At 31.9% G+C, this 23,042-nt stretch carries 24 protein-coding genes; 19 read left to right on the top strand and 5 right to left on the bottom strand.

Annotation, left to right across the window (positions count from 1 at the left end):
• Positions 1 to 77: 77 nt before the first annotated feature.
• The 16 genes from AB8U03_RS00445 (at position 78) to AB8U03_RS00370 (ending at position 13,416) form a co-directional block, all read left to right on the top strand.
• Positions 78 to 1,535, top strand: a complete 1,458-nt coding sequence (locus AB8U03_RS00445; protein WP_369702577.1) for a UDP-N-acetylmuramoyl-L-alanyl-D-glutamate--2,6-diaminopimelate ligase — start codon at positions 78 to 80, stop codon at positions 1,533 to 1,535.
• Between the two features lie 116 nt (positions 1,536 to 1,651).
• Positions 1,652 to 3,046 carry a UDP-N-acetylmuramoyl-tripeptide--D-alanyl-D-alanine ligase gene (locus AB8U03_RS00440; RefSeq protein ID WP_369702576.1) on the top strand — a complete coding sequence of 465 codons (1,395 nt, stop codon included), beginning with the start codon at positions 1,652 to 1,654 and terminating at the stop codon, positions 3,044 to 3,046.
• Between the two features lie 36 nt (positions 3,047 to 3,082).
• The gene (gene mraY, locus AB8U03_RS00435; RefSeq protein WP_369702575.1) at positions 3,083 to 4,036 is read left to right on the top strand and encodes a phospho-N-acetylmuramoyl-pentapeptide-transferase; all 954 of its coding nucleotides are present in this window, start codon (positions 3,083 to 3,085) and stop codon (positions 4,034 to 4,036) included.
• 86 nt (positions 4,037 to 4,122) lie between these two features.
• Positions 4,123 to 5,235, top strand: a complete 1,113-nt coding sequence (gene spoVE / locus AB8U03_RS00430; RefSeq protein ID WP_369702996.1) for a stage V sporulation protein E — start codon at positions 4,123 to 4,125, stop codon at positions 5,233 to 5,235.
• A 185-nt stretch (positions 5,236 to 5,420) separates the two neighbouring features.
• Complete coding sequence (locus AB8U03_RS00425; RefSeq protein ID WP_369702574.1) at positions 5,421 to 6,194, top strand: cell division protein FtsQ/DivIB; 774 nt, start codon at positions 5,421 to 5,423, stop codon at positions 6,192 to 6,194.
• A gap of 14 nt (positions 6,195 to 6,208) precedes the next feature.
• Positions 6,209 to 6,931, top strand: coding sequence for a DUF881 domain-containing protein (locus AB8U03_RS00420; protein WP_369702573.1), 723 nt, complete (start codon positions 6,209 to 6,211; stop codon positions 6,929 to 6,931).
• A 20-nt stretch (positions 6,932 to 6,951) separates the two neighbouring features.
• Positions 6,952 to 7,293, top strand: coding sequence for a small basic family protein (locus AB8U03_RS00415; protein ID WP_369702572.1), 342 nt, complete (start codon positions 6,952 to 6,954; stop codon positions 7,291 to 7,293).
• 10 nt (positions 7,294 to 7,303) lie between these two features.
• Positions 7,304 to 8,029 (top strand): DUF881 domain-containing protein, encoded by a 726-nt coding sequence (locus AB8U03_RS00410; protein WP_369702571.1) that lies wholly within the window; start codon positions 7,304 to 7,306, stop codon positions 8,027 to 8,029.
• 149 nt (positions 8,030 to 8,178) lie between these two features.
• Positions 8,179 to 8,844, top strand: coding sequence for a YggS family pyridoxal phosphate-dependent enzyme (locus tag AB8U03_RS00405; protein ID WP_369702570.1), 666 nt, complete (start codon positions 8,179 to 8,181; stop codon positions 8,842 to 8,844).
• A 12-nt stretch (positions 8,845 to 8,856) separates the two neighbouring features.
• Positions 8,857 to 9,315 (top strand): cell division protein SepF, encoded by a 459-nt coding sequence (locus AB8U03_RS00400; RefSeq protein WP_369702569.1) that lies wholly within the window; start codon positions 8,857 to 8,859, stop codon positions 9,313 to 9,315.
• 50 nt (positions 9,316 to 9,365) lie between these two features.
• Entirely contained in the window at positions 9,366 to 9,632 is a 267-nt protein-coding gene (locus AB8U03_RS00395) for a YggT family protein (protein WP_369702568.1), read from the top strand.
• A gap of 17 nt (positions 9,633 to 9,649) precedes the next feature.
• Positions 9,650 to 10,426: a YlmH family RNA-binding protein gene (locus AB8U03_RS00390; protein ID WP_369702567.1), complete on the top strand. Its 777-nt coding sequence runs from the start codon at positions 9,650 to 9,652 to the stop codon at positions 10,424 to 10,426.
• A gap of 15 nt (positions 10,427 to 10,441) precedes the next feature.
• Complete coding sequence (locus AB8U03_RS00385) at positions 10,442 to 11,140, top strand: DivIVA domain-containing protein (RefSeq protein WP_369702566.1); 699 nt, start codon at positions 10,442 to 10,444, stop codon at positions 11,138 to 11,140.
• A 155-nt stretch (positions 11,141 to 11,295) separates the two neighbouring features.
• Positions 11,296 to 11,994: a 5'-methylthioadenosine/adenosylhomocysteine nucleosidase gene (locus tag AB8U03_RS00380; RefSeq protein WP_369702565.1), complete on the top strand. Its 699-nt coding sequence runs from the start codon at positions 11,296 to 11,298 to the stop codon at positions 11,992 to 11,994.
• A 65-nt stretch (positions 11,995 to 12,059) separates the two neighbouring features.
• On the top strand, positions 12,060 to 12,515 hold the full coding sequence (lspA, locus tag AB8U03_RS00375) for a signal peptidase II (RefSeq protein WP_369702564.1): 456 nt from the start codon (positions 12,060 to 12,062) through the stop codon (positions 12,513 to 12,515).
• Positions 12,505 to 13,416, top strand: coding sequence for an RluA family pseudouridine synthase (locus AB8U03_RS00370; RefSeq protein ID WP_369702563.1), 912 nt, complete (start codon positions 12,505 to 12,507; stop codon positions 13,414 to 13,416). The genes lspA and AB8U03_RS00370 overlap by 11 nt, the downstream gene beginning before the upstream one ends.
• Before the next feature lie 38 nt (positions 13,417 to 13,454).
• Here the strand turns inward: AB8U03_RS00370 and AB8U03_RS00365 are convergent, their stop codons facing one another.
• From AB8U03_RS00365 to AB8U03_RS00350, 4 genes are all read right to left on the bottom strand, one after another.
• The gene (locus tag AB8U03_RS00365; protein ID WP_369702562.1) at positions 13,455 to 14,219 is read right to left on the bottom strand and encodes an exodeoxyribonuclease III; all 765 of its coding nucleotides are present in this window, start codon (positions 14,217 to 14,219) and stop codon (positions 13,455 to 13,457) included.
• 73 nt (positions 14,220 to 14,292) lie between these two features.
• Positions 14,293 to 15,609: a uracil permease gene (uraA, locus tag AB8U03_RS00360; protein WP_369702561.1), complete on the bottom strand. Its 1,317-nt coding sequence runs from the start codon at positions 15,607 to 15,609 to the stop codon at positions 14,293 to 14,295.
• Between the two features lie 44 nt (positions 15,610 to 15,653).
• On the bottom strand, positions 15,654 to 16,187 hold the full coding sequence (gene pyrR, locus AB8U03_RS00355; protein ID WP_369702560.1) for a bifunctional pyr operon transcriptional regulator/uracil phosphoribosyltransferase PyrR: 534 nt from the start codon (positions 16,185 to 16,187) through the stop codon (positions 15,654 to 15,656).
• A gap of 199 nt (positions 16,188 to 16,386) precedes the next feature.
• Complete coding sequence (locus tag AB8U03_RS00350; protein ID WP_369702559.1) at positions 16,387 to 18,138, bottom strand: Rqc2 family fibronectin-binding protein; 1,752 nt, start codon at positions 18,136 to 18,138, stop codon at positions 16,387 to 16,389.
• A 220-nt stretch (positions 18,139 to 18,358) separates the two neighbouring features.
• Here AB8U03_RS00350 and dapF point away from each other — a divergent pair, with 220 nt between their 5' ends.
• From dapF to AB8U03_RS00335, 3 genes are all read left to right on the top strand, one after another.
• Positions 18,359 to 19,180, top strand: a complete 822-nt coding sequence (gene dapF, locus AB8U03_RS00345) for a diaminopimelate epimerase (RefSeq protein WP_369702558.1) — start codon at positions 18,359 to 18,361, stop codon at positions 19,178 to 19,180.
• The gene (locus tag AB8U03_RS00340; protein ID WP_369702557.1) at positions 19,180 to 20,247 is read left to right on the top strand and encodes a beta-propeller domain-containing protein; all 1,068 of its coding nucleotides are present in this window, start codon (positions 19,180 to 19,182) and stop codon (positions 20,245 to 20,247) included. Before dapF ends, AB8U03_RS00340 begins: the two co-directional genes overlap by 1 nt.
• A 308-nt stretch (positions 20,248 to 20,555) precedes the next feature.
• On the top strand, positions 20,556 to 21,389 hold the full coding sequence (locus tag AB8U03_RS00335; RefSeq protein ID WP_369702556.1) for a GspE/PulE family protein: 834 nt from the start codon (positions 20,556 to 20,558) through the stop codon (positions 21,387 to 21,389).
• Here AB8U03_RS00335 and AB8U03_RS00330 read toward each other — a convergent pair.
• Entirely contained in the window at positions 21,386 to 22,996 is a 1,611-nt protein-coding gene (locus tag AB8U03_RS00330; RefSeq protein WP_369702555.1) for a recombinase family protein, read from the bottom strand. The two genes, AB8U03_RS00335 and AB8U03_RS00330, sit on opposite strands and share 4 nt — an antisense overlap.
• Positions 22,997 to 23,042: the final 46 nt, after the last annotated feature.

Raw genomic sequence — 23,042 nt, 5'->3', positions numbered from 1 at the left:
TTTATGATATTGCATGCCAATACTATGTGTAGACTGTGTGTATTTTGTATATAATTTGTAACTAGGGAGTTGATATTGTGAATTTAAAAAAGTTATTGAATAATGTGGAATATGAAGTTGTTAGAGGAAATGATGATTTAGACATAAGGGAAGTACAGTATGATTCAAGAGAAGTGAAAACAGGAGATGTTTTTGTATGTATCCGTGGGTATGTTACTGACGGCCACAAGTATATAGATAATGCTTTTAAGAATGGAGCATCAGCAATTGTATTAAGTGAAAATCTGGAATCTGTTCCTGAATGTACTATGATAAAGGTAAAGGATACGAGAAAAGCACTGGCACTTATTTCATCAAACTATTATGATAATCCTTCTAAAAAGATGAAGATAATAGGTATAACAGGAACCAATGGCAAGACTACCTCCACATTTATGGTAAAGTCCATATTGGAAACTGCAGGTTATAAGGTAGGACTTATAGGAAGTATAGCCAATTACGTGGGAGACAAAAAAATACCTTCTCATAGAACTACTCCGGAATCCCTGGAGCTTCAGAAGTTATTTAAAGAAATGGTGGATGAAGCTGTGGATTACTGTGTTATGGAAACTTCCTCCCATTCACTGTATTTAGATAGAACATATGGAGTGAAATTTTCCCAGGCAATATTTACTAATTTAACAAGAGATCATCTGGATTTTCACAAAACTTTTGAAAACTACTACAGGGCTAAACTTATTTTGTTTCAAAATACTTTTAATTCTATAATAAATATAGATGATAAATATGGGGAGAGAATATATAAGGATGCAGGGGGAACTAAAGTTACTTATGCTATAGATAGGGAGGCTGAGGTTAGAGGCAGCAATTTAAATATGCACTCAAGGGGAATAAATTTTAATATAAGTTATAATGAAAAAACAGAGCCTGTAGATTTAAATATACCAGGCAAGTATAATGCCATGAATGCTCTTGGAAGTGCAGCAGCCTGTTTATGTGAAGGGGTGGATTTAAGTACTGTAAAAAAGGGACTTGAGTCAATGGAGTCTGTACCTGGAAGGTGTGAAATAGTTACTAAATCATATGATTTGGGATATGAAGTGGTAGTGGATTTTGCACATACCCCCGATGGACTTCAGAATATATTGAAAACCGCCAGGGAATTTACAAAGGGAAAACTTATATGTGTATTTGGATGCGGCGGTGACAGGGACAATACCAAAAGACCTATAATGGGTAAAATAGGCACTGAGTTGTCTGATTTTGCAGTGATAACTTCAGATAATCCAAGGACAGAAGAACCAATGTCAATAATAAATGAAGTAGTGGCAGGTGTAAAAACTCATAATTATATCGTTATCGAGAACAGAAGAGAGGCAATAAAAGAGGCTATGAAGATGGCAAATAAGGGTGATGTGGTAGTTGTAGCAGGAAAAGGACATGAGACATATCAAATCCTTAAAGATAAAACCATACATTTTGATGAAAGGGAAGTAGTAGCAGATATTATAAGGGAATTCACAATTCACAATTAGCAATTCACAATATAAGAAAATGTACAATTTACAGCTGTCATTTCACAATTGTTGAATTCTGTAGATTGTCAATTGTAAACTGTGAATTGTGAACTAAAAAAGGGAGAGTGTTGTCTTTGGAGTATATGAGCTTTGAAGAAATAGTAAATTCAGTAAAAGGTAAAGTTATATTACCTGGAAAATACAATGGATACGAAAATGTGTGCACAGATACCAGGAAGCTGAAAAAGGGAGATATATTTATTGCTCTAAAGGGAGAAAATTTTAATGGTAATGAATATGCAGGTCAGGCAAGTGAAAAAGGGGCTGCTATTTGCATTGTAGATGAAGTCAGATTTAATAGTGATGAAATAAATGAAGGCACAACTATAGTTCAGGTGGGAAATGGTAATAGGGCTCTTTTAGATCTAGCTGAGTTTTATAAAAGCAAACTTCATGTAAAGATAATAGGAATAACAGGTTCTGCCGGTAAAACTACCACTAAAGATATAATTGCAGCTGTACTTGGTGCTAAATTTAAGGTATTTAAGACAGAAGGTAATTTTAATAACCAGATAGGTCTGCCCCATATGTTGTTTAAATTGGACAATAGTTATGAAGTGGCAGTTCTGGAGATGGGTATGAACAGTAAAGGAGAAATACATAATATGGCTAAAGCTGCAAGACCGGATATTGCAGTGATAACAAATGTACTAAGGGCGCATATAGGAATTCTGGGAAGCAGGGAAAACATATTAAAGGCAAAATTGGAAATAACGGATTTCTTTTCAAAAGATAATATTTTAGTAATAAATTCAGATAATGATTTACTTGAAAAGTTAAAAGATGATAAATTTATTATAAAGAGAGTGGGAGTGGAAAAACCTGCAGATATTTCTGCATATGACCTGGTGGTAGATGAAGATTCTATTGGATTTAAAGTGTGTGAAAATAAAACTGAAACTGAAGAAAGTTTTGCAGTGAATTTACCGGGAAAATATAATATAGTAAATTCACTACTGGCAGTTGCCTGTGGAAGACTTTTAAATATGACTTATGAGGAAATAAGGAGAGGATTTAAAAATATAAAAACTACTGCACTGAGAATGGAAATATTTAAAGGCAAAAAATTTAATATAATAAATGACAGCTATAATGCAAATCCAGAATCTATGGAAGCTGCAATAGACGTTTTGAAAGACTTTAAATCCAATAGGAGGATAGTGGTGCTTGGAACCATGAGGGAACTGGGAGATGCATCCTATAAGATGCATGAAGAAGTTGGAAGATATGCGGCAAAAAATAATGTAGATCTTTTTATAGCTTTAGGAGATCATGCGGAGGATTTTAAGAGAGGATTTAAGTCTATAAACAAAAATGGACAATTTATGCTTTTTAATAAACAAGAAGAGGTTCTGGATTTCCTTTTAAATAAATATATTAAAATAGGGGATACCGTACTTGTAAAAGCTTCAAGAGTTATGAAGTTTGAAACTATAGCAGAAGCACTAAAGAAAAACAGCAGTTGTTAGGAGGTGAAAGCTCTATTAATTTAGAGCAAATATAGTATGAATAGATTAATATATTCTGTTCTCATAGCATTTTTAATAGCAATTTTAGAAGGACCTATTTTGATTCCAATTCTCCATAAGTTTAAATTTGGGCAGAGCATAAGGGAAGATGGTCCAAAGAGCCATCTTAAGAAAGCTGGAACACCAACCATGGGAGGCATAATATTCATATTGGCAACTTTTATAACCATGGCAATCTTGGTAAAAAATCCTTCAGACGAGGCAATGATAGTCTTGTATGCTTTTGTGGCATTTGGAGTAATTGGAGCCATTGATGATATTTTAAAAATAGTGAGAAAAAGGAATTTAGGTCTTAGAGCTTACCAGAAAATGATATTATTATTGGCCGTATCTGGAATATTTGCCTGTTATTCTGCCAATAATCCTTATATAGGTACATCTATAATAGTACCTTTTGCACATAAGACCTGGGACTTAGGAAAATTTTATATTCCATTTATAATAGTATATTTTGCGGCTACTACAAATGCTGTAAATTTAACAGATGGTCTTGACGGACTGGCTACTTCCGTTACACTGCTGGTGATGACTTTTCTGGCTTTAGTAAGTTTTGCTATGGGTCACATTACATTAGCTGTTTTTTGTGCAGTTTTAGCAGGAGCGCTTTTAGGATTTTTAAGATATAATGCCTTTCCTGCAAGAATTTTCATGGGGGATACAGGTTCACTGGCATTAGGTGGTGCTGTGGCAGCAGTGGCCATGATATTAAAACTTCCGTTATTGGTTATAATAATTGGTGGAATATATGTAATGGAGACAATATCTGTTATACTTCAGGTGGTTTCCTTCAAACTTACTGGCAAAAGAATTTTTAAAATGGCACCGATACACCATCATTTTGAACTTTCAGGCTGGCATGAGACTAAAGTGGTTTCTATATTTTGTATAGTTACAGTAATATTGTGTTTATTTGGATTTCTATCTCTATAGCTGAAAACATTAATAATAAAAAGTTATGAAATAGCCTATGCTTTTGTCAGCCTTAGCAGTAATAATCTAGGAGGATTTTTATGAAAATTAGCAAGTCAAAGACTAAAATGGGTTCTATAGACTTTATACTGTTCTCAACTATAATGTTATTAGTAGCCATTGGAGTGGTAATGGTCTATAGTGCAAGTTCTTACAAGGCGTTTTTTGATAAAAGTACACAAGATAGCATGTTCTATTTGAAGAGACAGGGATTATGGGCAATAATAGGTACATTTTTTATGTTTTTTACCATAAAGTTTGATTACAAAAATATAAAAAAATATACAAAGTTGCTTATGATAATATCTATAATATGTTTGCTGGCGGTATTTGCCTTTGAATCAACTAAAGGTGCTCAGAGGTGGATAAGAGTAGGTTCTATTGGATTTCAGCCTTCTGAAATAGCAAAGTATATTGTAGTCTTGTATATGGCTAAAAGTATAGAACTAAAAGGTGGAAGAAAAATAGAAACTATGCTCTATGGAGTTATTCCATACCTTTTAGTTTCTGCGTTTTATGCAGGTCTGGTATTTGCAGAAAAAAACTTAAGTATAGCTGCTGTAATAATGATAGTTACAATGATAGTTCTTTATGTTTCCGGGGCCAGAATTATTCATATGATTGGAGTGGTGGGATTAGTTGCAATTGGAGGGATAGCAGGAATAATATTTGAGCCCTATAGAATGGCTAGATTTACAAGCTTTTTGAACCCTTGGGCTGATCCTAAAGGCAATGGATACCAGCTAATTCAATCCCTTTTGGCCATGGGCTCAGGGGGAATATGGGGAGTGGGTCTTGGAAGATCAAGACAAAAATGTTATTACATACCTGAACCTCATAATGATTTTATATTTTCCATTATAGGAGAAGAATTGGGGCTCATAGGATGTACACTTATTGTTATATTATTTATAGTACTTGTATGGAGAGGAATTGTAGTTGCCATAAAAGCAAAAGATACCTATGGTACACTTCTAGCTACTGGAATAACTTCAGTTATTGCAGTACAGGCCATAATAAATATTGCAGTTGTAACTGGCTCTATGCCAGTAACAGGTGTCCCATTACCTTTTATAAGTTATGGCGGATCCTCCCTTGTAATCAACATGATAGCAATGGGAGTGCTTCTGAATATATCAAGGCAAAGCGAATATGGATAAAACATAGCATTGCAAAATTTGTAATGCTATGTTTATTTGGAAAAATGTTTTATTGATTAATATTGTTGTAAGAAAAAATATATAAAAAATTAATGATTATTTTAATGAAATTAATTTTATTAAGTGTTAATATATATATATCTTATAGTATTTTACATTTAAATTATAAAGTGAGTTGGTAGGAGATGGGTGATTTTTCGGTAAAGATAGATAATGATATGATTTTAAAGAGACGAAAAAAAAGAAAAATAAAAAGAGCTCTTATTCTTATGGTATTTTTAGTAGCGTTATTTTTTATACTTTGTTTAAAAATGCCTTATTTTAATATACAGCATATTAAAGTATATGGAAATAAGAATGTTTTAAGCACTGATATTGTAAATAGTTCTAAGATAAATATAGGAAATAATATATTTTATATTAATTTAAAAGATGCAAGTAACAGTATATTAAGTAATCCATATATAAAAGATGTGGTGATAAGCAGAAAACTTCCTACTACTGTAAATATAAATGTTAAGGAAAGAGAGGCAGTATTTTACTGTGAAAATAATAATAAGTATTATGTTATAGATGAAAATGGTATTTTACTTCAAAAAATAGATAATATAAATAATATGCATTTAGTTAAATTGGATGGAATTGATTATACTAAAACGGATATAGGTAAAGCTATCGATAATAAAAAAGATGAAAGAAAAATAAAAGCTATAACTGCCTTAGGAAATATAATTGAAAATAATAAATTTCCTGCTGAACTTACTTCTGTGGATGTAAGTGATTCACTGGATATTAAAGCATATTTTAATAATATGTATATAAAGCTAGGCAGTGAAGGGAATATGAATGAAAAGATGAACAAGGCGTTGAATATATTATTGGAAGAAAAGTTAAATGGTGCTAAGGGATATATAGATGTAAGATTCGATGGCAATCCTGTATTTTTTATTGATAAGTAGGAGGATAAAATAAAATGCGTAAATTTGCCTCACAAATTAGTGTTGCTTTAGTGTGTTGCATACTTGGATTTATGCTTGCCTATCAATTTAGAGTGTTAATGAAACAGGACAATACTTTAAATTTAAGTGATCAAAACAATACAGATGTTACGGTGACAATAGAACAGTATAAAAAGGAAAAGGAAGCTCTTGAAACAAAGGTAAATGAACTTCAAAATAAAGTAAAAGATTATGAGGATGCAGCGGCAAGCAAGAGTGATTCTACAAAAAATATTTTACAGCAGTTGGAGAATACCAGAATACTTACAGGGGAAGTAGATGTAGATGGACCTGGAATAGTTGTATACCTTACCCCTAATAATAATAATCTATTTGGGGGTAACAGCAGTGTTGATAATCATATAACCGACAAGGATTTAGTTTATTTGGTGAATGAACTCAGGTTTGCAGGAGCTGAAGCTATATCCATAAATGATATAAGGATTGTTTCCAGAACTGGTATAAGGACTGCAGGAAATTATATACTCATAAATGATGAAAAAATATCACCATCTAGTAGAATAGTAATACAAGCTATAGGAGATAAAAATTTACTATACAGTGATATGAGTTTCCCAGAGGTTTTTACAGACATAAAAAATATATGCGATGTTAAATTTCAAAAGTCAGATAATATAACTATAAAAAAATACAATAGGGCATATGATTTTGAATATGCCAAACCTGTAAAAGAATAATTTAAAGGTGTGATAAAAACATGATAGCGTTTATTGGTCTTATATTGGGAATAATTATAGGAGTGGTTTGGAATGTGAATATTCCAGATAAGTTTTCACCCTATATGTCAGTGGCAATTTTGGCCTGTTTGGATTCTGTGTTTGGAGCTATAAGAGCTAGCCTGTCAAAAAGTTTTCAAGCTGATATCTTTATATCAGGGTTTTTTGGAAATGCAGTACTTGCAGCAGGGCTTGCCTATTTGGGAGACAAATTGGGGGTACCTATATATTTGGCGGCAGTTATAGTTTTTGGAGGAAGAATATTTGATAATTTTGCAATTATAAGGAGACTATTATTAGAAAAGAACAAGCCACATCGATGAGGTGAATGGAATGAAAAACAATGAAGCCAATATTTTTGTTTTTATAGCTTCTATAATTATAGGTATATTGATATCTATGAACATGAGTTTTGTAAAGGGAAATACTAGTAAAAGGGTGTTTTTAAGTGCAAAGCAATATCAGGATGCATATAACTATAAAAATCAACTTTATAATCAAATATCAGCACTGTCCGAACAGTACAGGGATAATTACAATAAGCTCAATAAATATAAGGACAATGAGCAGAATGAAACTCAGGTTGTAACTGAAATAAATCAAGAATTGAATCAGAATAATATGGAACTTGGTAAAGTAGCTGTAGAAGGACAGGGAATAAAGATATTTTTAAATGATGCGGTGATGGAAGATGGACTTGATGCTTTTCAGTATCAAATGAAACTTGTACATAATACTGATGTGATACAGGTAATAAATGATTTGAAAAATGCAGGAGCGGAGGCTATTTCTATAAATGGACACAGGATAGTAGATACTTCTGAAATTTATTGTAGTGGACCATTTTTAAGGGTAAATGGAGTAAAAATTGCTTCACCTTTTTCAATTGATGCCATAGGAAATAAAGATGTGCTCTATAATTATATGATATCCAATGAAAATTATTTAAAAATATTGATGACTAGAAAAATAGTGGTGAAAGTAACTAAATCAAATAAGATAGAAATACCAGCATACAATGGAGATTACAAGATACAATTTATGAAAAATAAAAATTAAATTGTTTTTTTACAAATTATACCATTAAATTGTACCGTATATATTAAAATAATTAAAAAAATAATTAATTTTTGAAGGAATTTTAATTTCTATGGAGAATAATAACATTATGTGTGTAATTGTGTTTAATAATAAAGGAGACGGTATTATTGTCAATTGAAGAAAATTTAAATGATATAGAGGAAAATTTAAATGAAAAAAAAGTTGTCTTAGTGGCCGTTTCAAAGACTAAGCCTGTGGAAGATATACAAAGTGCATATGATGCGGGTATCAGGGATTTTGGGGAAAACAAGGTGCAGGAATTTATGGATAAAGAACCTGTTCTCCCTAAGGACATAAGGTGGCATTTAATAGGGCATCTTCAGAGAAATAAAGTAAAATATATAGTGGGTAAGATTTATCTCATTCACTCTTTGGACAGTATAAGGCTTCTAAATGAACTGGAAAAACACTATAAATCAGAAAAATTAATTGCGAATACTTTAATTCAGATAAATATAGGGCGTGAGGAAAATAAAACCGGCATATATGTAGAAAATTTAGAAAATTTAATAGAGGCTTGTGAAACTTGTACAAGTGTTAAAGTGAAGGGATTGATGGCTGTAATTCCACAAGGTGATGAGAAAAGCTGCAGACATTATTTTAAAAAAATGAAGTCCATTTTTGATGAATTGAAAAAAAGAAAATTTAACAATATAAGTATGGATATATTATCTATGGGAATGACTCATGATTATAAAATTGCAGTTGAAGAAGGATCAACTTTAGTAAGAATTGGAGAAGGAATATTTGGAAAGAGAAATTATAATAAATAGGAGGTATTTTTTATGGCCAACAAGATGATAAATAAGATGATGGGATTTTTAGGTCTTGAAGATGATTTAGAGGAAGATATAGAAGAAATAGATCAAGAGCAGGGCAGAAAAACTGTAAATGATTTTGAGGGAGTAGATCCTATTGTAAATTCTAAGAGACAGAATAAAGTCGTAAGTATACATACTACCATATCGGCTAAAGTGAAAATAGTTAAACCAACTACTTATGAGGAAGCAGCAGATATATGTGATGAACTTAAAAACAGAAAGATTATAGTTATAAATACTACAGGACTTGAAACCAGGATAGCTCAGAGGCTTCTTGATTTTATGGGGGGGGCAAGTTATGCTCTAGGTGGAGATTTGGAAGAGATTGAAAAAGGGGTATATATACTTTCACCATCTAGTGTAGAAGTTAGTAGTGATTTAAAAAATGAGTTGTCGGGAAAAGGAATATTTGGCTGGAAGTAGACAATAATAGAAATATATGATGTTTAAAATAAGTATTTTTGGAGGCAAAAATGATAAGCAATACCTTAGCTGTGGCAATATCTCTTTTGTTTAGATTTTTGGAAGGTGCTATTATATTAGATGTAATTTTATCGTGGGTGATGCCGGGAAGAGGTAATGCATTTACAGATCTTTTACATGTATTTACTGAACCACTTATGAAACCTGGAAGGATAATTCAGCAGAAACTTATGCCGGGACTTGCCTTGGATTTTTCTCCTATAATAGCTTTTCTTATAATAGACATAGTAAGAGGTATTGTATTTTCTATACTTTAGGGGATATAAATAAAAAGATGATAAAAAAGAATGATTTTATAAATAAATTTTGTTATTGCAGTGAAAATGATATATTACCTATATATGATAAAATAGTTTTAGCAGTGAAAAGTCACAGGGTTGTATATATGCCGGAATTTTATACACCCAATGTATGGAGAACATTAAATGATTTAAGTGAAGGAATTGAATTGAATATTTACAATTATGGTATATTTGAAGATGCTGAGAGGAGAATGCTGGCATTTTCAGAAAAACCCATAGAACATTACCCTGTAAAATTAGTAGAAATACAATGTAAATCAAAATTTGCAAGGTTAGAGCATAAAGATTATTTGGGAAGTTTAATGTCTCTTGGAATTAAAAGAGAAAAGTTTGGAGACTTGATACTGAAGAAAGAGGATCTATGTTATTTATCTATCTGTGAAGATATAAGTGATTATGTAAAGATGAATTTAAATAGTATAGGAAAATGCCCCTGTGAAGTAAATGAAATGGATATTACTACAAGTGAAATTCCCAATTACAGTTTTAAAACTTACGTTTTAAGTGTGTCATCTCTTAGAATTGACTGTTTAGTGAGTTCTCTCTGTAATTTATCTAGGAACAAGTCTGAGGAAGTGATCAAGCAAGGAAGAGTCCTTTTAGACTATTTGCCTGTAGGCAAGAGGGATAAATTGATAAACGACTATTGTGTAATAACCATAAGAGGTTATGGAAAGTTTAAAATTGATGGAAAAACAGGATTGACTGGAAGTGGTCGGTGCAAACTTCTTGTAAAAAAATTTAGTTGATTTGAGGTGCCAAGCATGCAGATAAACGCTGTGGAAATAACAAATAAAGAATTTAGAAAAAGTCTTAGAGGATATAATGTAGATGAAGTGGATGAATTTTTAGATAAGATAGCAGAGGACTATGAGTCACTGCATAAAGAAAATTCTTTTTTAAAGGAAAAACTTCAGTCTGTAGAGGATAAGATAAATCACTATACCAAAATGGAAAATACCATACAAAATACTCTTTTATTAGCTCAGAATGCTTCTGAACAGGCTAAGGAAAATGCTAAAAAGGAAAGTGAGTTTATAATGAGAAATGCAAATGATGCAGCTCAAAAGATAATAGATAAAGCTCACAGTGATGTTATTCAAATTAATGATGAATTTGAGAGAGTAAAGCAGGAATTTGGAAAATTTAGAACTAAGTTTAGAAATTTTATGAAAACCCAATTGGAAATGTTTGATGACATGGAAAAGGATTTTGTAAAAAATTACGACATAGGTTATGAGTTAAATGAGTATTCTTTAGATGATATTTCTCAAAAAGATATTCCCATAAAGGAAAAGGAAATAGAAAAAGTAGATCAAAATGGTGAAGATACTTCTTTAAAATCAGATAAAAATAACTCAGAAGACGGTAATGACAAAGATAAGCCAGAAAGTCACAAAGATGATACTTTGACAGATGAAGATGAGTTGGCTGAAATTAAAAATTTTTTTATTAAAGGATAGAAACACCACTCTAAAGAGTAGAGTGGGTTTTTTGTTTATGTATAGAGAAAGCTATTGTGAATTGTAAAAGTTGACAATTGTTATGGGTTTATATATGCTATTATATGTAATGCGCGGATCTGTATAATTTTACGAATAAAAGGAGGTAATTCATTATGATTATTGGAATTATTGGAGCCATGGATGAAGAAGTGGAAATACTCTTATCCAAGATGAAGTTAGAAAAAGTTCAAGTGAAAGCCAATATGAGATTTAATTCCGGGAAACTCTATGATAGTGAGATAGTGGTAGTGAGAAGCGGAATAGGAAAAGTAAATGCAGCTATTTGTGCACAAATACTCATAGATGATTTTAATGTGGACAATATCATCAATGTAGGTGTGGCAGGAGGTACAGCAGAAGATATATATCCTGGAGATGTAGTTATAGCAAACAGCCTGGTACAACATGATGTGGATACATCTGCTTTTGGAGATAAAATAGGTCAAATACCTAGAATGAATACATATGATTTTAAGTGCGATAGAGATCTTATAGAAAGGGCTCAAATGGCATGCAAAAAAATAGAAAATATAAAAAACTTTACAGGAAGAATTGTTACGGGAGATCAATTTATTTGCAGTACGGAAAAAATAAAGTATTTAAATAGGGAGTTTAATGCACTTGCCTGTGAAATGGAAGGTGGAAGTATTGCTCAAGTAGCTTATTTAAATAATATACCCTTTGTAATAATAAGATCCATATCAGATAATGCCAATAACGGTGCCAGTATGGATTATAAAAAATTTGCACCTATTGCTATAAGAAATTCTACTGAAATATTAAAAAATATGATTATGAATTTATCACAGTAAGAAAGTTCCACCGTACCTAGGAATTACTTGATAACTTGTATAAATTGCAGACCGGGAGGAAACCAATGGAAATATCTATAATATTGATAGGACTTCTAATAGATAGAATGGCTAAGATGTGGGCTATTGGAAATTTAACTCATGTTTCTCAGATCGTTATAATAAAAAATGTATTTTCATTTTTATATTTGGAAAATAGGGGTGCGGCTTTTGGAATTTTACAAGATAAGCTTTATTTTTTAACGTTCATTACAACAGCAGTAGTAGCAGGTATGATATATTATATGCTGAGACATAAACCAAAATCCACTATGGCTAGAATAAGTTTTTCGCTTATAATAAGTGGGGCGCTGGGAAATTTAATAGACAGGTTAGTTTATAAATATGTAGTTGATTTTATTTCAATTCATTTTAAGGATATCTATTATTTTCCCATATTTAATATAGCAGATGTTTTAGTTGTAGTTGGAACAATATTGTTGGTATTCTATTTGTTAAAGGAAGAAAAGTATGGAGATTAAAGAGATTTCAGTATGTGGTGAGGAAGAAAAAATACGGTTGGATTTATTTCTATGCAAATATTTTCCGGATAAATCCAGAAATTATATCCAGAATTTAATAGAAGATGAATTGGTGAAAGTGAATGGGAAAGTAAAAAAAAGCAATTATAAGGTTAGAAATAAAGACAACATTATCATGACATTTTCAGAGCCCGTACATATGAATATAAAAGCAGAAGACATACCTATTGATGTGCTCTACGAGGATAAAGACCTTATTGTAGTAAATAAACCTCAGGGAATGATAGTACACCCTGCAGCAGGAGTATATACCGGTACACTGGTAAATGCTCTTTTAAATCACTGCAGTGATCTATCAGGTATAAATGGAGTTATGAGACCTGGAATAGTTCATAGAATAGATAAAGATACTTCTGGGATACTGGTAGTTGCCAAAAATGACAATTCCCATAATAAGCTGGCCATGCAGTTAAAAGATCATTCTATGACCAGAGAATATGTGGCATTGGTAGAAGAAGTTATAAAAGAGGAAAAGGGTACTGTGGATAGGCCCATTGCCAGACACCCTAAGGATAAGATAAAAATGGCAGTAGTTCATGATGGAAAAAGAGCAATTACCCATTATGAAGTTTTGGAAAGATTTAAAAACAATACTTTAATTAAATGTGTATTGGAAACAGGAAGGACACATCAGATCAGAGTGCATATGTCATATATAGGTCATCCTCTAGTGGGGGATCCGGTATATGGGTATAAAAAACAGAGATTTAATTTAAATGGACAGTTGCTTCATGCTAAAAAATTAGGATTTATACACCCTTCAACAGGAAAATACATGGAATTTGAAACAGAAGTACCGGATTATTTTAAAAGAATAATAAAAGTATTGAGAAAAAGGTGAGAAGCATTTTCATATTAAATCCAGTACTTTTTTTGAAATTAAAATTCTATTTCAATCATAATAGGACAGTGATCTGAACCGGGAATATCAGTCAGTATGGTTGACTTTTTTACTTTTTGCAGCAGGTTATTTGAAACAAAGTGGTAGTCTATCCTCCAGCCTGCGTTTCTTTCCCTGGCTTTAAATCTATAACTCCACCAGGAATATTCTATTTTTTGTGGATTCATATACCTATAAGTATCGGTATATCCATTTTTTATGAACTTATCTATCCATTCCCTTTCTATAGGAAGAAACCCTGAATTTTTTGCATTGGCTTTGGCATTTTTTATGTCCATTTCAGTGTGTGCAGTATTGTAATCCCCACATATTATGAGCTTTTTATTTTGGGATACAAGAAGATTGCAGTAATCCAGTATTGCATTGTAAAAATCCATCTTATAATCCAACCTTTCCTGGCTCATCTGCCCGTTTGGAAAGTATATGTTAAGCAAGGTGAAGTCTTTAAATTCAACTGCCAAAATCCTGCCCTCCGAGTCAAATCTTGAAATTTCTATTCCATGTTTTATGGATATGGGTTCAAATTTGGTATAAACTGCTACCCCGCTGTAACCTTTTTTTTCAGCAAAACTAAAATAAGAATGATATCCTCTTATATTTTTTAAGTTATCTTCTAAAGTAACTTCCTGCAGTTTAGTTTCCTGAATACATAATATATCGGGATTTTCAATTTCTACCCATTTCAAAAAATTCTTTTTTGAAATGGCTCTGAGGCCATTTACATTCCAGGAATATATTCTCATAGATTATTTCCTCCTCTGTGTAAAATATCACCCAATACCTGTATTTAAAAGAAATGGGCATTGGGTGATATTTTTATCCTATTTTTCTTTCACTTTTATCAATTGAGTCATTTAGTTCTGCTGCACTTTTTTCAGGTAATATTAAATTTAATACTATTCCAATAATAGTCGCAAGGGCAACTCCTGATATCTGCACTGGTGATCCACCCACACTGAAGTTTATGGAAGCACCTCCAATACCTATTACTATTATAACAGAAGAGAGTATTAAATTTCTGTTTTTACTGAAATCTATTTTTTCTTCTACCAGTACTCTGAATCCGGAAGAAGCGATTATACCAAAGAGAAGTATGCTTACACCACCTATTACAGGCATGGGCATGTTTTCGATAAGTGCAGCTACTGGACCTATGAAAGAGAGTAGAATAGCTATTATTGCGGCACCGCCTATGACCCAGACACTGTAGATTTTGGTTATGGCCATAACTCCTATATTTTCTCCGTAAGTTGTAGTTGGAGGACCACCTGCAAAACCTGCAAATATTGTAGCCAATCCATCTCCCAATATGGATCTGTGGAGGCCTGGATCCTTTGTAAAGTCACGTCCCACTACGTTATTTGTTACATAAATATGGCCTATGTGTTCCGCTAAAGTTACAAATGAAATTGGAGCCATAAGTATCATGGCATTTATATTGAACTTTGGAAACATAAAAGATGGCAGTTTAAAAAACTGGGCATTCATTATGGATTTTAGAGATTGCTGTGGTATAACTCCCAAGATTATTGCAGATATATATCCTATTATTATGGCTATCAATATAGGTATTATTCCAAGGAAACCTTTAAAATACATACTTCCAATTACAGCTACAGCCAATGTGATCCCGGAAACTGTCATCCAGGCCCATCTTGGTATACTTTGCATTTGAGATGTTGTATAGGCTGGATTAAATCCAGACCAGTTTATAGCCGTGGTGGCCAGCCCCAAGCCTATTACAATTACTATGGATCCTACTACTATAGGAGGAAGGGCTCTGTTAAGCCAATTTACTCCGCAAAATTTTATTATGCCAGCTACTATTACATATACACAGCCTGCAGCTATTACACCGGATAGCATAGCTGATGGGCCATAGTTTTTAGAGGCTATGAGTATAGGGCTTATAAAAGCGAAGGAAGAACCCAGGTAAGCAGGTAGTTTCGCCTTAGTACATATTATATAGAGCAGAGTTCCAATACCACTGCAGAATAATGCTATGGACGGACTCATACCTGTTAATATGGGAACCAGTATTGTGGAACCTACCATGGCAAATAAATGCTGAAAACTGAGAGGTATGGTAGCTCCTATGGGTAATTTATCTTCAACATCTACAAAATCTTTCATTTACGACACTCCTTTTTTAGTCTCTCAGGACTATTTTAAAAGTTTTACAGTTCATATATTTTCACTGAATCACTTTTATCTATTTCTGAAATTTCTACAGATATTATTTCTTCATGGGAAGTAGGTATATTTTTACCAACATAATCGGCCCTTATGGGAAGTTCCCTGTGGCCTCTGTCAATTAAAACTGCCAGTTGTATTAATTTTGGTCTGCCTGAATGTATGATGGCATCTATGGCAGCTCTGGCTGTTCGCCCAGTGTAAATCACATCATCCACCAGTATGATTTTTTTGTTTTCTACGTCTTTTATAGTAAATTCTTTTAGTAGAGGCTGCTCTGAAAGAGTGCTTAAATCATCCCTGTAGAGGCTTATATCAACGGATTTAACCTCTAATTTAACCCCTTCAATTTTATAAATATCTTCCGCTATTCTCTTGGCCAGTGGATATCCTCTTCTCTTTATACCTACAAGTATTATATCTTCTATACCTTTATTTTTCTCTATTATCTCATGAGATATTCTAGTTAAGGTTCTGTCCATAGCTTTTTTATCTAAAATAAGTGCCTTTAACTTCAAAGGTATCACCTCCTTTTATTTGGTTAATAGTCATAGTTTACATATATGAGGACATAAAAAAGCCCTTCTCCAAGTGAGAGGGCATAAAAATGTCTACCAAGTTTACCTTACTGATCTCACTGGATCATTTTAAAGGATATTAAATTCTAATTAATTATAAGATAATTTTTATAATATTTCAAGCTTTTTTTAAGGCCATCTATTCCAGTTGTTTTATAGATGGGCTTGAAGAATCCACATATAGTGTTTTATTAGTATAATATATTACCATTCCCGGCTTTGAACCATTTGGCTTATGAATACTTTTTATATCTGTATAATCTACAGCTACTTTTGGAGAGCCCTTAGCTTTGCTGTAGTAGGCCGCCAGCATAGCTGCTTCTTCTAAAGTGCTGTCTGGAACTGTGCCAAAATTTTTTATTATTACATGGGAACCTGGTATGTTTTTTGTATGGAGCCATATGTCTCTTTTATCTGCAAATTTAAGAGTAAGATAATCATTTTGAAGATTGTTTTTCCCTACATATATTTCTATGCCATCACTGGACAGAAATTTCATGGGTTTGGATTTTCTGATTTTCTTTTTGGAATTTGTTTTTTTTAACTTAATATATCCAGTTGACATAAGTTCCCTTTTTATTTCTTCAATATCGTCGTAATTATCCGAATTCTTTATATTGGTCATTACTGAATTTAAATATTCCAGTTCTTCATCTGCCATGATTAATTGTTCTCTGGCAGCTTTTTCTGTCTTCTTTAGCTTGTTGTATTTTTTAAAATAACGCTGAATGTTTTCAGAAGGAGTTTTATTTTCATCCAATTTTATGTCTATATATTCAACGCTGTTGCTGTAATAGTTTTGAACTTTTATATGAGAATACCCTTTTTTTATGTTGTAGATATTGGAGGTCAGCAGTTCTCCATAAATTCTGTAAGTATCTTTATTCTGGGCATCTTCAATATTTCGGGTTAAGATTTTAATTTTCTTGGTACAGCGATCTAGATTTATATTTACAAGTTTTTGAAGATCAGAGCTTCTATTATTTAACCTATCTGCTTTATCCTTTTCATAGTAGAATTCTTCTATAAGTTTTGAAGGTGAAGAGTAATGTTTTTCCACGCAATTACTTAGATAAGTCAATCTTTCACAATAAAAATCCTTCATCACAGGGCCTTTTTTATAGAAAGCAAAATAAAAATTCTGGTTTTTAAGATGGGTGAAAATTTTGTTGCTGAAACCATATAAAATAGTAACACTGGTTTCGTCAAAAATATTTAAGCTGTCGCATAAAGTTAAATCATCCAACCTGTGAAATAATTCTTTGGAAAAAGAACTGCTCACGCCCGTAAATACTGTAGAAAAGAAATTTTTATCTATGTATTTTATGTGATTTTGTATAAAAATTTTAAATTCATTTTTAGAGTAACAAAAAGGATTCAACTTATTTGAAGTTGGCGGAAATATATATTTAATTCCGGGAAATAAGGATCTAACAGTGTTGATTTCAGGTGTTATATGTTTTATGCTGTCCATGATTAAATTGTCTCTCTGGCGAATCAAGGTAATATTACTGTGCCTGCCCATTATTTCTACTACTAATGTATAGATACTATTAAATCCCAATTCATCAGAGCTTTCAAAATCTAAAAATACCACCCTGTCTGTATCCAATTGTCGTATGTCAATTAATTTTGAGGAATTCAAGTATTTTCTCAACACCATACAAAATATAGGAGGCTGCATGGGATTGGATTTATTCCTGTCTGTAATGTGAATCTTAGGATATACGGGACTGGAACTGATTGAAAGCCTATAATTTTTTTTATTGTTTTTTATGCTTATTAATATTTCATCCTTTTCAGGTTGATTGACTTTTTCAATGCGTCCTCCCACTAGGTCGTTCTTTAATTCTTCTAAAATGCTGTATATAAAAATACCATCTAACGCCATATTGTCATCCTTCTTTCTATATCATCTAGTATATTGCACATTTAATAAATTATATCATCTAAAATTTATTAAATAAAGTTGCTTGGAAAAATAATACATAAAATACTATTTTTCATGGATCTATACTGGCGGTACAGTAAATTTTTATTGATAAAAAATTAGTACGGTAGTAAACTTAATTTGAATATATAAAATTTTACGAAAGGGTGAAATTTTTAAGATGAAGTTTACTAAAATGCAGGGAAGCGGAAATGATTTTATAGTTATTGACGATAGGAAAAATAAATTTTTAGGTAGAGAAAGTAAGCTTGGAGTTAAGCTTTGTAATAGACATCTTGGAATAGGGGGAGACGGCGTATTAATAGTTAGGGAAAGTAAAATTGCACAGATTAAAATGATAATAATTAATTCTGATGGTTCTTATGCATCCATGTGTGGAAATGGCATAAGATGTTTTGCAAAATATGTATGGGAACATAATTTAGTAGAAGGTTTCAATATAAAAATAGAAACAGGAGATGGAATAAAAGAAGCTTTTTTAAATGTAGATGAAAATAAAGTTAAAGAAGTTACTATTGATATGGGAATTCCATCCTTTGAAGCAGATAAAATTCCAGCTGATTTTAAGAGGAGAATTATAGATCAAGAAATAGAAGTTGATGGAAAAACATATAAAATTACTTCATTACTCATGGGAGTACCCCATACGGTTATATTTGGAAGGCTTGAGAAATACCAGGTAAGAGAAGGGGAAGCTGTGGAAAAATATTCTGCATTCCCAAAGGGAACTAATGTAAATTTTTGTGAAGTCATAGACAGAAACAATATTAAAGTAAAGACCTGGGAAAGAGGAGCAGGACCTACACTGGCTTGCGGAACAGGAAGTTGTGCCTGTGTTGTAGCTTCAAATAAGCTTAATCTTACGGGTAAAAAAGTTAAAGTTACAGTACCGGGAGGAAACATTTTTGTGGAGATAAAAGGGAATAATGTATTTATGACAGGGCCTGCAGAAGTTTCTTTTAAAGGGGAATATGATATGTAATGAAAATTTTCATGAAGGTAATATTCTATGCAGCAGCATTTTTAAATATTTTTGCCTTAAGTGGATGTAGTAATACCAAGAATAAATATAAAAGCGAAAATATAAAGATGCCAAATTATTCTGATGTTACAGTGATTGAAAGTAGGGAAAACGGAGGAGATATATTTAACATAAATAATAACCAATTATTTAAAGAGGGAACCATTGATCACATATCAGAAATGAAATATAATGCGCAAAAATCTGTTTATGTCTATCTGGTTGGCATGGATAAAGCTGAACAGCGAAACAATAAAATAGTTATATTATATGAAAATACTAAAAGTGAAATTAAGGATTTCTTTACTGCACTGGATATAAAAATGGATCCTTCAGGGGATAAGATTGCTTATAGAACTTTTAAAAGTTCCGCTGCTGACAGTGCACAGGGTATGAAAGTATATGATATAAAAAACAAAAAGTATATTGAGCTTAAATCTAAAGTTTTGGTTTCAGGAAATTTATATGAATGGCTGGATGACCATAGAATAATATATTATGGAGATATAGAAGGCCAAAAAAATTCTGATAAAATATATTTATATGATTTTAATAGGGATAAGGAGCAGGTATATTTAGATAATACCAGAGGATACTGTATGTATTTTACTTCTATAGGAAGTAATCTGTTATTTTTGTCACGAGATCAGGATGAATTGAATTTATATTATTATAATCACAAATCTGAACAATTTCAACTTTTAAGTGATAAATTTCAACAAATATATAATTCCGAGGTAAATAAAAAAAGTGGAGATGTATTTTTTATTGGAAAGAATGATGAAAACATTGATTCACTTTATAAGTTCACACAAAATAATGGCAAACTCAGTAGAATAACCTATGATTTCCCAGGCGAAATCGCGGTACTCAATGGTATGACACAGGATAAAAGTGGAAATGTGTATTTTATCGGTATAGGGGATAGGGAAAATAATGAGGACATATTTATGTATAGCAGCAATAAAAAATCTATAGATATTATATCTGATCATGAGGGGAAATATGATATTTATGGAGAAAATTAAAAATAGAATAATGATTTTGGACTGTTCTCAGGATATCATAAAGTTTACACTTATGAGTAAATTTTATGATATTTTTTTTATTTATAATGACTAGAAAATACAATAATGGGATATAATTTTGAATATCAAGTGATTCTTAGGTTTGATAAAGCCTTTCTACAAAGAATGATTTCCACATTAAACCTTAGAAGAACCAATCCAGGGGTATAGCAGTGCTTATCATCCTCAACTTTAACAAACTGGGAAAGATTGGCAATGGTAGCTTTCGGATAAAAATTTTATAGGGAGAGAGAAATAAGATGTTTCCCATGGATTTAAAGGAAATAAATATTGAAGGCATTTCATTAAAATCTGATGTAGTGAAAAAGATACCTGAGGAAATAGCCAGGGACAATTGTTTAATTGCATTGCAACAAGTTAATGAGCAAATCATTATAGCTACAGATAAAATTCCAGATATCACTTTGGTGGAAGAGTTAAAGTTCATGTTAGGTATTCAATTGAAGTTTTTCAAAGCCAGCAGGAAAAAAATATATGAATTGATAAATAAATATTATTGCAAGCAAAATTTAGATCATGCCTTGAAAGACATAAAATTGAACAAAAACATTTCACAGTTGACGGTAGAAAACATTTCAGATAGGTATAAACTTGAAAGTTCCCCAGTAGTAAAAGCAGCCAATTATATAATAGATAAAGCTATAGATGAAAGAGCCAGCGATCTGCATATAGAGCCTTTTCAGAAAAATGTAACTATACGGATGAGGATAGATGGCATTATACGTGAGTACATAAAAGTACCTAAAAATATATACCCTCTCTTATGTACAAGAATAAAAATAATGGCGGATATGGACATAGCTGAGAAAAGAATGCCGCAAGATGGAAAGATAAAATATATTAAGGGAAATTTCAATTATGATCTCAGGGTATCCACCCTCCCAACTATATATGGAGAAAAAATAGTTTTAAGAATTTTATATAGGGATAATAAAATAAAGGACCTTGGTATGCTTGGCTTTTTAAAAAAAGATGAAGAGAAAATAAAAAATATGCTTAATAGTGACCATGGACTTATTTTAATAACAGGGCCTACTGCTCGTGGAACAAAATTGCGATATATTGGACATGCTATTTTTTAGTTTTTTTTAGAGCCAAATATATTTATTTCGGCTTCTTGCTTATCACCATCCCAATATATAGAGCTTACCAGTGTAGATATCAAATACTTTTTCAATTTGGTATCTGCAGTATCAATTACTTTGTTAAATTGCCTTGCAGTATCAATCATTAAATCTATATCAAAAGATTCTTCATTAGACTCAGTAGTTTTAATTTCAACTATTGCTAATTTGTTTTTTAACTCTTTATTTTCATTATCTAATTTTTCAATTTCTTTAAATATGTAACTTGCTGCAGCACTATTTTCGTTCTGGGACAATTGTTTAACCAGATTTTCTATGGCATTTTCATTTTCAGATATTTCCCCTTCCAAAGCTTTTATGTCATTTTTAGATTCAATATTATTAGTGGACTTATTTTCAAAATCTTGTAATTGCTTAACTAATAATCCCTCGTTAGCTGTAAGCATTTTTAATTCTTGTTGCACATAAGCATCTAGCCTGGCTCCGTTTGCATTTTTATTATTGCACCTGGTACCATTAGAATTGGCCTTAAGAGGACAACCATAGTAATATCTTTTAGTTCCATCTTCACTTTTAGCGCCATAAACAATTCTCATATTATTATTACAATTTTTGCATTTTAATAAGCCAGTCAATAAGGCCACATTAGATTTACCCAATGCAGGTATAGCCTTACTGTTCTTGTCTAATTCACGTTGTACTTTTAACCATTCTTCAGCTCCAATTATACCACAATGCCTGGCCACAGCAGCAATCCATTCGGATTTATCATTTTGAATATTGTTCTTATTCTTTTTGTTGTAAACTAATAGGCCATGTTTACCGTCTGCGGCTCCTGCAGTTATCATGCTTTTATTTTGTAAGTATTCTATAGCTTTATTATTGGCCATAACATAAGCAGGGTTCCTTAAAATATATACAATAACCCTGGAACTAAAATCTTTTTCATTTCTAGTTTTTATGTTATTTTGCAATAAATATTTTCTAACTTTATGTATAGAGCCTACTTCTAAATATTTTTTATAAAGAGATTTTACAAATTCCAATTCTTCAGGAATAGGGGATAGTTTATGCATAGACTTTTCCTTCATCTCAGAATCATAATAAAGTATTTTCTCAGAAGTAAATCCCATAGGAGGTGGACCCCCAAGCCATCTTCCCGTCTTTGCAAGTTCAAGCATATTATCTCTAACACGTTCTGCAATAGTCTCACGCTCAAGTTGTGCAAATACACTTGCTATGTATACCATGGCCTTACCCATAGGTGTAGAGGTATCAAACTGCTCTTTTATACTTACAAAGGCTATATTATGCTGCTCTAGTAATTCTAATGTAGCAGAGAAGTCAGCAACATTCCTGCTTATACGATCCAGACGATAGCATACCAAAGCATCAAATTTATTATTTTTAGCATCCAAGATAAGTTTTTGAAACTGTGGCCTGTCTATATTTCCACCTGAGAAACCCTCGTCCTCGTAGATTATAAACTCAACTTTTTTATCGTAATTTCTATTGCAATATTCCTTACACATTTCGATCTGGTTTTCTATGCTTTCACCTTTGCCAGTGAATTTGCTTTTTCTTGAATATATAGCTGCTTTCATTAATAAACACCTCCCATATTAGGATTTAATAAGTTGATTTTAGCAA

This window comes from Clostridium moutaii (assembly GCF_041205085.1).
Classification (GTDB): Bacteria; Bacillota; Clostridia; order Clostridiales; family Clostridiaceae; genus Clostridium_B; species Clostridium_B moutaii.
Note: the sequence above shows the minus strand (reverse complement) of the source record. Positions and strands in the feature narration are given on the sequence as shown.